This window comes from Streptomyces sp. NPDC111656, assembly GCF_055656965.1.
Genome location: NZ_JBVKCA010000021.1, coordinates 125,751 through 137,696, shown reverse-complemented (window position 1 = coordinate 137,696; position 11,946 = coordinate 125,751). Strand labels below are relative to the sequence as shown.

The window sequence follows — 11,946 nt, the reverse complement described above, 5'->3', positions numbered from 1 at the left end:
GTGGTGCGGCTGTTGGAGACGGCGCAGGAGCATTACGGGTTCGATGAGTCCGATGTGTGGTCGATGGCGCATTCGTACGCCTTTGATGTGTCGGTTTTCGAGATGTGGGGTGCGTTGGCTCATGGTGGGCGGCTGGTGGTGGTTCCGCAGGCGGTGACGCGTGCGCCGGAGGAGTTTTTGGATCTGTTGGTCGGGGAGGAGGTGTCGGTTCTTTCCCAGACGCCGACCGCTTTCCGGTCCCTGGTGGCGGCCGCCGCCTCCGGTGACCGCCGGGTTCACGAGCTTTCCCTGCGTGCTGTCGTCTTCGCGGGGGAGAAGCTGGAGGTCTCCGAACTTCGGCCGTGGACGGATGTGTTGGGCCTCGACGCTCCCGCGCTCGTCAACATGTACGGCATCACCGAGACCACCGTGCACACCACCTACCACAAGGTGGACGGTGTGGACCTGGCCCGTCCGGCGACCAGCCGGGTCGGGCATCCGCTCTCCGACCTCTCGGTGCTGCTGCTCGACGCGGACGGCCGGCCGGTGCCGGTCGGTGTCCCCGGCGAGATCCATGTGGCGGGCCCGGGTGTGGCGCGCGGTTACCTCGGACGTCCGGACCTGACCGCGGAGCGGTTCGTGCCGAACCCGTTCGGGCCGGCCGGCGGCCGGATGTACCGAAGCGGCGATGTGGCCAAGCGGCTGGCCGACGGAGGTCTGGAAGTCCTGGGCCGTATCGACGACCAGGTCAAGATCCGGGGCTACCGCATCGAACTCGGCGAGATCGCCGCCGCGCTCGCCGCCGAGCCGTCCATCGCTCAGGCCGTCGTGGTCGTCCGCGAGGACACCCCCGGCGACAAGCAGCTCGTGGCGTACGCGGTGCCCGCCGAGGGCGGACTCGCCGATCCCCGCACGCTGCGTGAGAGCCTGGGCCGCGCACTGCCGGACTACATGGTCCCGGCCCTCTTCGTGGCGCTCGACACCATTCCGCTCACCACCAACGGCAAGCTCGACAAGCGCGCCCTGCCCGCGCCGGACCGCTCCGACCTGGCGGTGGCGGCCGGCTCGGTCGCCCCGCGCACCCCGCAGGAGCAGCGCCTCGCGCTGATCTGGGCCGACGCCCTCGGTCTGGACTCGGTCGGCGTCGAGGACGCGTTCTTCGACCTCGGCGGCGACTCGATCCGTGCCGTCGCGCTGGTCGGCGCGATGCGCGCGGCCGGTCTCGACGTGTCCGTCCGGGACGTCTTCGAGCGGCGCACCATCGCCTCGGTCGCCGAGCTGCTCGCGGGCCGCACCGCCCCGGTCGAGGAGTTCCGCACGGTCGAGCGGTTCGCGATGATCAGTGCGGCGGACCGGGCGCTGCTGCCGGCCGGCGTGGTCGACGCGTACCCGCTGACCCAGGTGCAGACCGGCATGCTCGTCGAGATGGTGGCCGGTTCGCGGGGCGGCGCCCCGGCGGCGTACCACTCGACCGCGGGCTACAAGGTCCGCGACGAGCAGCCGTTCGACGCGGACGCGCTCCGCGCGGCGGTGCGCACCGTCACGGCCCGGCACGAGGTGCTGCGCACCTCCTTCGACCTGTCCACGGCCTCCCGGCCGCTGCAGCTCGTGCACGCCTCGGCCGGGACCCCGGTCGCGGTGCACGACCTGAGCGACCTGGACGCGGCGGGCGTCGACGCGGAGCTGCGAGCCCACCAGGCGTCGGAGCGGGCCGAGTTGCTCGACCCGGCGGTCGCTCCGCAACTGAGGGTCGCGGCGCATGTCGTGAGTGACGGGTGGTGGCTGGGGCTCACACAGTCCCACATGATCACCGAGGGCTGGTCGCAGCACGCGATGCTGATGGAGATCATCGCCTGCTACCGGGCGTTCGCGGCGGGCCGCGCGCCCGAGACGTACCAGGCGCCGGATGTCCGCTTCGCGGACACCGTGGCCGCCGAGCTGGCCTCCCTGGAGTCGGCCGAGGACCGCGCGCACTGGCAGGGAGTGGTGCAGGGGTACACGCCGTTCGTGCTGCCCGCCGACTGGGCGGACCGCACGGGCGCGGCCGAGGACTACGCGGTCACCGTGGAGCTGATGGACCTGGAGGCGCCGCTGCGCGCCTTCGCCGCCAGGGCCGGGGTCTCCGTCAAGAGCGTGCTGCTCGCCGCCCACCTCAAGGTGCTCGGCCAGCTCACCGACGAGCCCGCCTTCCACACGGGGCTGATCTGCGACACGCGCACCGAAGTCCTGGGCTCCGACCGGGTGTTCGGCATGTACGTCAACACCTTGCCGTTCCCGCACACCCGTACCGCCCGCACCTGGGGGGAGCTGGTGCGCCAGGTCTTCGACCGCGAGGTCGCGCTCTGGCCGCACCGCCGCTTCCCGCTGCCGGAGATCCAGCGCACCGCCGGCACGGCCGGGCGCCTCATCGAGGTGATCTTCAACTACCAGGACTTCCACAACCTGGACGGCCGGCAGCTCGATCTCGCGGCCGGGCTCGGCTCGGGCTCCACCGAGTTCGCCCTGGAGGTCTCGACCTCCGGCGGGGGTCTCACCCTGAAGACCGACACCTCGGTGCTCGGCCGGGACGCGGCGGACCGCCTGGCCGCGATGTACCGGTCGGTCCTGGAGGCGATGGCCGCCGAGGGTGTCGACGGCGATGCCCGCACGACCCGTCTGTGCGCCGCCGACGCGGAACTGCTCGACTCCTGGGCGGACACGGCCCGTACGTCGTCCTGGATCAGCATCGAGCGGGAGTTCGAGCGGTATGCCGCCGAGTACCCCGACCGGCCGGCGATCTCCGACGACACCACCGCGCTCAGCTACGCCGCCGCCAACGCGGAGGCCAACCGGCTCGCCCGCCACCTGCGCGGCCTCGGCGTCGGCCCCGACACGGTGGTCGGCATCAGCGCCGACCGTTCCCCCAAGACGGTCCTCGCCGTCCTCGCGGTGCTCAAGGCGGGCGGCGCCTACCTGCCGCTCGACCCGGGCTACCCGGCGTCCCGGCTCGCCTTCATGGCCGCCGACGCGCAGGTGAAGGTGCTGATCACCCAGGGCTCGTACGCCGACGCCCTGGCCGGGATCGACGCCGCCGCGGTGCTGCTCGACGAGCCGGCCGACTGGGCCGCGCAGGACGCCACCGATCTGCCGGAGACCGCCCACCCCGACGACCTGGCGTACGTCATCTACACCTCCGGCTCCACCGGCAGGCCCAAGGGCGTCCACGTCCACCGGCACGGCATGGCCAACCACCTGCTCGCCAAGGTCGAGGACCTGGAACTGACCGGCGCCGACAGCATCGTGCAGAACGCGTCGATGGCCTTCGACATCTCGGTGTGGCAGATGCTCGCCGCGTTCGCGGTCGGCGGCCGGGTCCGGGTGGCCGACGCGGACACCGCGCTCGACCCCCTGTCCTTGTTCCCGCGCACCGCCGACGAGCACATCACCGTCCTCGAAGTCGTACCGTCGCTGCTGCGCGCCGCGCTCGACGCGATGGACGCGGGCGCCCTCGACGTCCGGCTCCCGTCCCTGCGCTGGATGGTGGTGACCGGCGAGGCGCTGCCGCCGGACCTGTGCCGCCGCTGGTTCGACCGCTTCCCGCACGTGCCGATGGTCAACGCCTACGGCCCGACCGAGTGCTCCGACGACATCACACACGCCCTGATCCGGGCCGGTGACGAGATCGGCGACACTCGCGTCACCATCGGAAAGCCGGTCCGCAACTTCCGGCTGTACGTACTGGACGAGCACCTGGCCCCGGTCCCGGTCGGTGTCCCCGGCGAGCTCTACGCGGGTGGCGTCGGCGTCGCCCGCGGCTACGGTGGCCGCCCCGGTCTGACGGCCGAGCGGTTCGTGCCCGACCCGTACGGCCCGGCCGGCTCCCGCCTGTACCGGACCGGTGACGTCGTCGCCTGGAACCGGGAGGGCGACGTCGAGTTCCTGGGCCGCGTCGACCACCAGGTGAAGATCCGCGGCCAGCGCATCGAACTCGGCGAGATCGAAGCCGTGCTCGTCGACCGCCCCGAGGTCGCCGACGCCGCCGCGATCGTCCGTGAGGACACCCCGGGCGTCCAGCTCCTGGTCGCCTACCTGGTGCCCGCCGAGGACGACACCCTCGACGTGGCCGCGCTACGCGCCGAGCTCGCCGAGCAGCTGCCGCCGGCGATGGTCCCCGGCGCCTACGTCACCCTGGACGCCTTGCCGCTCACCCCGAACGGCAAGGTCGACCGGCGCGGCCTGCCGGTCCCCGAGGCGGACACGGACGCCGACGCGGCGTACGCCGAGCCCGCCACCGAGGCGGAGCGCGCGGTCGCCGAGGTCTGGGAGCAGGCCCTCGGGGCCCGCCGGATCGGCGCCCAGGACGGCTTCTTCGACCGGGGCGGCGACTCGATCCGCGCCGTCACCGTCGTCGGAGCGCTGCGCGGCCGCGGCTACGACGTGTCCGTGCGGGACGTCTTCGAGCACCGCACGGTCGCGACCCTGGCCGAACTGGCGGCCGGGCGCGACAAGTTGACCGTCCAGGCCGGTGCGGTCCGCCCGTTCTCCCTGATCGGCGCGGCCGACCGGGCGCTGCTGCCCGCCGACGCCGTCGACGCCTACCCGCTCGGCCAGGTCCAGCTCGGCATGGTCGCCGAACTGCTCTCCGAGAACGGCCGCAACAACTACCACACGGTGGTCTCCAAGCGGATCCGCGACGACCGGCCCTTCGACGCCGACGCGCTGCGCGCCGCCGTCCGCACCGTCACCGCCCGCCACGACATGTTGCGCACCTCGGTGCACATCACCGGCTACGGCGTACCGATGCAGCTGGTGCACGCGACGGCCGAAGTGCCCGTCCGGATCGACGACTTGAGGGGGACCAGTCCGGTGGACGGCGAGCGCGAACTGCTCGCGTACGTCGCCGCCGAGCGCGCCGACCTGTTCGACTTCCGTGTCGCCCCGCTGCTGCGCGTCGCCATCCACCTGGAGAGCGACGACGCCTGGTGGCTGACCCTGACCCAGTCCCACGTGATCGTCGAGGGCTGGAGCCAGCACACCCTGGAGATGGAGCTTGTGAACGCCTACCGGGAGGTCCGCGACTCGGGCGAGTCCGCCCCGTACCAGGCCCCGCCGGTGCGCTTCGCGGACTTCGTCGCGGGGGAACTCGACTCGCTGGACAGCGCCGCCGACCGCGCCTACTGGGAGCGGATCGTCAAGGAGCACGCCCGGCTCGCCCCGCCCGCCGCCTGGGCCGGCGACCCGGCCACCGCGGAGCCGTACGGCATCGACGTGCCGCTGGACTCACTCGCCGAGGCCCTGCGCGCGCGGGCCGCCGAGGCGGACGTGCCGTTCAAGACCGTGCTGCTCACCGCCCACCTGACCGTCATGGGCCGCCTCACGGACGCCGCGGCCTTCCACACCGGTGTGGTCTTCCACGCCCGGCCCGAGGCCGTCGGCGCCGACCGGGTGATCGGCATGCACCTCAACACGCTGCCGTTCGCCCACGAGCGCGGGGCGCGCACCTGGCGCGAGGCGATCGTCCAGGTGTTCCGCCGCGAGACGGAGATCTGGGCCCACCGCCGCTACCCGCTGCCCGCCATCCAGCGTGCCTGGGGCGGCCGACGGCGCCTGCTCGACGTCCACTTCAACTACATCGACTTCCACCAGACCGACACCGACCTGGTGGACACCGGGACGGGCATCAGCGAGGCGCCGACCGAGTTCGGGCTCTCCGTGCACGCGCACGGCGACCGCAAGATCGGCATCCACAGCGACACCGGCCTGATCACCCGCGCGAACGGCGAGCTCCTGGCCCAGATGTACCGCGAGGTTCTGGAGTCGATCGCGAACGGGCTCGATGGGGAGATCGGGCTCGACGGAGAGATCGGGCTCGACGAGTTCGGGGCCACGGAACCAGTACAGGGGGAGGCTGAAGTGGGCGCTCTGGCTCATGAGTTGTTCGAGTCGTGGGTGGTGGGGTCGCCGGGGTCGGTGGCGGTGGTGGCGGGTGGGTTGTCGTTGTCGTATGGGGAGGTGAATGAGCGGGCGAACCGGTTGGCGCATGTGTTGCGTGCGGCGGGTGTGGGTCCGGAGGATCTGGTGGGTGTGCATCTGGAGCGGGGTGGGGATCTGGTTCCCGCGTTGTTGGGTGTGTTGAAGTCGGGGGCGGGTTATCTGCCGTTGGATCCGGCGAATCCGGTGGAGCGTCTGGGGTTTGTGCTGGGGGACGCGGGTGCTCGGGTGGTGGTGACGACGTCGGCGTTGTTGCCGTCGTTGTCGGGTGTGTTTTCGGGTGTGGTGGTGGTGCTGGATGCGGAGGAGACGTGTGCCGCGTTGGCTGCGGCTTCGGTGGAGAATCCGGTGCGGGTCTGTGATCCGGACAATGTGATCTACACGATCTATACGTCGGGTTCGACGGGTCGGCCCAAGGGTGTGGTGCTGACGCATGCCAATGTGGTGCGGCTGTTGGAGACGGCGCAGGAGCATTACGGGTTCGATGAGTCCGATGTGTGGTCGATGGCGCATTCGTACGCCTTTGATGTGTCGGTTTTCGAGATGTGGGGTGCGTTGGCTCATGGTGGGCGGCTGGTGGTGGTTCCGCGGGCGGTGACGCGTGCGCCGGAGGAGTTCTTGGATCTGTTGGTCGGGGAGGAGGTGTCGGTTCTTTCCCAGACGCCGACCGCTTTCCGGTCCCTGGTGGCGGCCGCCGCCTCCGGTGACCGCCGGGTCAAACAGCTGAGCCTGCGCGCGGTGATTTTCGCGGGGGAGAAGCTGGAGGTCTCCGAACTCCAGCCATGGACGGACAGACTGGGCCTCGGTCGCACCTCGCTCGTCAACATGTACGGCATCACCGAGACCACCGTCCACACCACCTACCACCGGCTCACCAAGCGGGACTTCGCACCGGGCGCGGGCAACCCGGTCGGCCGTCCGCTGGCCGACCTGACCGTGCATCTGCTCGACGCCCAGGGCGCCGAGGTGCCCGTCGGCACCGAGGGTGAGATCCATGTGGCGGGTCCGGGTGTGGCGCGCGGTTACCTCGGACGTCCGGACCTGACCGCGGAGCGGTTCGTGCCGAACCCGTTCGGGCCGGCCGGCGGCCGGATGTACCGCAGCGGTGACCTCGCCCGTCGCCGTGAGGACGGCAGCCTGGAGTTCCTGGGCCGTATCGACGACCAGGTCAAGATCCGCGGCTACCGCATCGAACTCGGCGAGATCGCCGCCGCGTTGACCGCGCACGAGGACATCGCCCAGGCCGTCGTGGTCGTCCGCGAGGACACCCCCGGCGACAAGCGACTCGTCGGCTACCTCGTGGCGGCCGGGCAGTTCCTCCCCGACGCGGGCGCCCTGCGCGCACACCTGGCGCGGACCCTGCCCGAGTACATGGTTCCGGCCGCCTTCGTGGCGCTCGACACCCTCCCGCTCACCACCAACGGCAAGCTCGACAAGCGCGCCCTGCCCGCCCCGGAGGAGGGCGGTCAGCTCCGCTCCGCCGCCGGGTACGTCGCTCCCCGCACGGCCATCGAGGCCCAGGTCGCCGCGGTGTTCCAGTCGGTGCTCGGCGTCGACAAGGTCGGCGTCCACGACAGCTTCTTCGACCTCGGCGGCGACTCCATCCGGGCCGTACTGCTGGTGGGCACACTGCGGGACGCCGGGTACGGGCTGAGCGTGCGCGAGCTCATGGAGCGGCCGGTCCTCGGCCCGCTCGCCGAGCTGCTCGCGGGGCGCACCGGTGCCGCCCCCGCCGCCGCCCCGGCCCCGATCGCGCCGTACGCCCAGATATCCACCGCGGACCGTGAGCTGCTGCCCGCCGGTGTGGTGGACGCCTATCCGCTGACGCAGAACCAGCTCGGCATGCAGATCGAGATGCTGTCAGCGCCCGAGCGGCCCGACTACCACCTGGTGACCAGCCTGCGGCTGCGCGACGCGCGGCCCTTCGACGCCGCCGCGTTCCAGCGGGCCCTGGACGCCTTGGTGGCCCGGCACGACGTGCTGCGCACCAGCGTCGACCTCGACACCTACAGCGTCCCGCTGCAACTGGTGCACGGCACCACAGAACTCCGGCTGAAGGTTGTCGACCTGACCGGACTCGGCGAGGCCGGCGCCACCGCCGCCGTCGAGGCCTACGTCGACGAGCGTGGCCGGACCGCGCTCGATCCGGCCGCCGCGCCCCTGCTGGACGTCACCGTCCACCTGTGCGCCGACGGGAGCCGCCAGCTCACCGCCGTCAACTCCCATGTGATCCTGGACGGCTGGAGCCTGGGCGGGCTGCTCACCGAACTGCTCGCGCTGTACGACGGGGCCCTGGCCGGGAAGCTGCCCGCCCACGAGGCATCCGCCGTACGGTTCGCCGACACCGTCGCCGCCGAGGCGCGGGCCCTGGAGTCGGGGGAGGACCGGGCCCACTGGCAGGCCGTCGTCGCCGGGCACGAGCGGTTCGCGCTGCCGGCCGGCTGGGGCGAGACCGACCCGGACACGTCCGAGGAGATGTACCTCCTCGACGTCGGCTACGCCGACCTGACCGAGGGCCTGGAACGGCTCGCCGCGCAGGCCCAGGCGCCGCTGAAGAGCGTGCTGCTCGCGGCCCATCTCAAGGCGCTCAGCCTGCTCACTCCCGAGCCCGCCTTCCTGACCGGCCTCACCTCGCACGTGCGGCCCGAGGCGGCCGGCGCGGACTGGGTGCACGGCATGTTCCTGAACATCCAGCCCATCGGGTACACCGACGGTGCCCGCACCTGGCGCGAGCTCGTCGAGCGGACCCTCGCCGCGGAGCTCGCCGGCTGGCCGCACCGGCACTTCCCGATGCCCGCCATCCAGCGGGAGTTCGGCGACGGCTCCCGGCTGGTCGAGGTGTACTTCAGCTATCAGGACTTCACCTCGGTCGCCGCCGGGCAGCAGGACCTGGGCGCCCGGGTCGACGCGGATGCCAGTATCGGCGCCAGCTCCAACGAGTTCGGCTTCTCCGTCGGCACCGCCCCCGGCCGGCTCCAGCTGCGCTGCGCGCCCCGCGCGGTCGGCCGGGCCCATGGCGAGCGGATCGCCGCCCTCTACCGCCAGGTCCTGGTGGAGATGGCGGGCGGTGCGGACGGCGACGCCCGCTCCGGCTGCCTGCCGCCCGCCGAGACCGGCCGGATCGCGGGCTGGGAGACGGCTCCCGAAGGGGCGACCGCCGACCGCCCGGTGTACGAGGTGTTCGCCGAGCGGGCCGCCCGCACCCCGGACGCCGTCGCGGTCACCGGGGACGGATTCACCCTGACCTACGCCGAGTTGGAGGCGCGCGGCAATCAGATCGCGCACCACCTGCTCGCCCAGGGAGTCGGCACCGAGTCGCTCGTCGGTGTGCTCCTCGACCGGGGCCCGGACCTGCACGCCGCGCTGCTCGGCGTGTGGAAGGCCGGAGCGGCCTACATCCCGCTCGACCCGGCGTTCCCGGCCGCCCGTATCGAGACGATGCTCGACGACGCGGGCGCCACCCTCGCGCTGACCGGCACCGGGTACACCGACCGGTTCGCCGCCGGGGTCACGGTCGTCGACCTGGCGGCCGACGCCGCCGCGATCGCGGCCCGGCCGACGGCCCCCGCCGGCGCCCCCAGCGAACCGGACCGACTCGCCTACGCCATCTACACCTCGGGTTCCACCGGCCGCCCCAAGGGGGTCGCGGTCTCCCACCGGGGGCTCGCCAACCATCTGGGCTGGGCGGTCCGCGACCTCGTCGGCGCGGGCACCGGCGGAGGCGCGGTCTTCTCCTCGGTCGCCTTCGACCTGGTCGTCCCCAACCTGTGGGCGCCACTGCTCGCCGGCCGGCCCGTGGTGCTGCTGCCGCAGGATCTCGACCTGTCCGAGCTGGGGGAGCGGCTGCTCGCCCATGGCCCGTACGCCTTCCTCAAGCTCACCCCCGGCCACCTGGAGGTGCTCTCGCACCAGGTGAGCGACGCGCAGGCCCGGGACCTCGCCGGAGTGATCGTGGTCGCGGGCGAGGCGCTTCAGGGCGAACTCGCCTCCCGCTGGGCCGAGGTGCTGGGAGCGGGACGGCTCATCAACGAGTACGGGCCGACCGAGGCCTCCGTCGGCACCAGTGTCCTTCCGCTGACGTGGCCTCTCGCCGCCGAGGTGGTGCCGATCGGGCGCCCGCTTCCCGGCATGGTGATGCGCGTCCTGGACGGCGGGATGCGCCGGGTACCGGCCGGGGCCGTCGGCGAGCTGTACGTCGGCGGCACCGGAGTCGCCCGCGGCTACATCGGCCGAGCCGCCCTGACCGCCGAGACGTTCCTGCCCGACCCGTACGGCCCCCCGGGCGCCCGGATCTACCGCACCGGCGACCTGGCGCGCTGGCTGGCCGACGGCACGGTCGAGTTCCTCGGCCGCGCCGACGACCAGGTCAAGATCCGCGGCTATCGGGTGGAGACCGGCGAGATCCAGGCCGTCCTGCTCGGCCACCCGGCGGTCCGCGCGGCTTTCGTCACGGGCCGCGAGCACGCCCCGGGCGATGTGCGGCTCGCCGCGTACGTGGTGCTCGACGATGCCGTCGAGGCGGGCGCGCTCGCCCGGCACTGCACCGGGAAGCTGCCCGACTACATGGTCCCGGCGACGTTCACGGTCCTCGACTCGATGCCGCTGAACGCCAACGGGAAGGTCGACCGCAAGGCGCTGCCCGGCCCCGAAGAGGCCGACAGCGAGGGCGAGTTCGTGGAGCCCGCCACCCCGACCGAGACCGCCCTCGCGGCCATCTGGTCGAGGGTGCTCGGGGTGGAGCGGGTGGGCGCCACCGACAGCTTCTTCGCCCGTGGCGGCCACTCCATTCTGGTCATCCAGGTGGTCGCCGCCGCCCGCGAGGCCCAGCTGCCGCTCTCGCTGTTCATGCTCTACCAGCACGAGACGCTGGCGGAGCTGGCGGCGGCCGTCGACGAGGCGGTCGCGGCCGCCGCGCCCAAGCCCGCCCCCGGGCCCGCCCCGGCGAGCCTGCTGCCGGTGCCGGCCGAGGTGTTGGAGCGGTACCGGGTGCCCGGGGTCAGCGTCGCCGTCATCATCGGCGGCGAACTGGTCGCCGCCGAGGCACACGGCCTCGCCGCAGGTGGGATCCCGGTCACGCCGGTCACGACGTTCCAGGTCGGCTCCCTCAGCAAACACGTCACCGCCTTCGGCGCGCTGCGGCTGGTCGGGGACGGGGTGCTCGCCCTCGACGAGGACGTCAACACCTATCTGCGCGGCTGGCGCGTGCCGGACGGTGAGGTCCCGGTCACGGTGCGGCAGTTGCTCGGCCACCTGGCCGGTCTCACGCCGACCCCGGGCAAGGGCTTCCAGCCCGGCGACGCGGTACCGACCCTGCTCGACCTGCTGCACGGCAGCGGGCCCGCGACGACCGCCCCGGTCGGCCGGGACCTCGAACCCGGCACGGTCTTCCGCAAGGCCAACGTCCATTACTCGGTGCTCCAGCAGGCCATGACGGACGCCACCGGCGAGCCGTTCCACCAGCTGATGCGGACCCTGGTGCTCGACCCGCTCGGCATGCGGGACAGCAGCTTCGACCAGGGCTTCCCCGTCATGCCGGGGCGCGTGGGCAAGGTCGCGCTCGGTCACGACGCCGAGGGCCGGCAGATCGAGGGCGGCCGCCGGATCCGCCCCGACGCGGCTGCCGCCGGCCTCTGGTCCACCGCGCCCGACCTCGCCAAGCTGGCCCTGGAGATCCGCCGTTCGGCGCTCGGCAGGCCGCTCGCGCTGCTGCGTGAGGAGACGGCGGCCGAGCTGCTCACGCCCCACCGGGACACCTTCTACGGTCTGGGCACCGTGGTCGACGCCACCGGCGCCGACACCCAGTTCGGCCACGGCGGCACCCCGACGGGATACCACGGGGTGTCCGTCACCCGGCTCACCGCGGGCTCCGGACTGGTCGTGCTGACCAACGGGGACGCGGGCGAGCACGTGGTCAAGGCAATCGCCGCCGCCATGGACACCGTCTGACCCCGCCCCTTTCCGGTGGCCGGTCCGGCAGGGCCTCGTTGGTCCACCCCG

Annotated in this window: 1 protein-coding gene; it reads left to right on the top strand. The window is 72.7% G+C overall.

Features of this window, described 5'->3' with window-relative positions:
• Positions 1–3: 3 nt before the first annotated feature.
• Positions 4–11,895, top strand: coding sequence for an amino acid adenylation domain-containing protein (locus ACZ7M3_RS42285; RefSeq protein ID WP_472070883.1), 11,892 nt, complete (start codon positions 4–6; stop codon positions 11,893–11,895).
• The last annotated feature ends 51 nt before the right edge of the window (positions 11,896–11,946 follow it).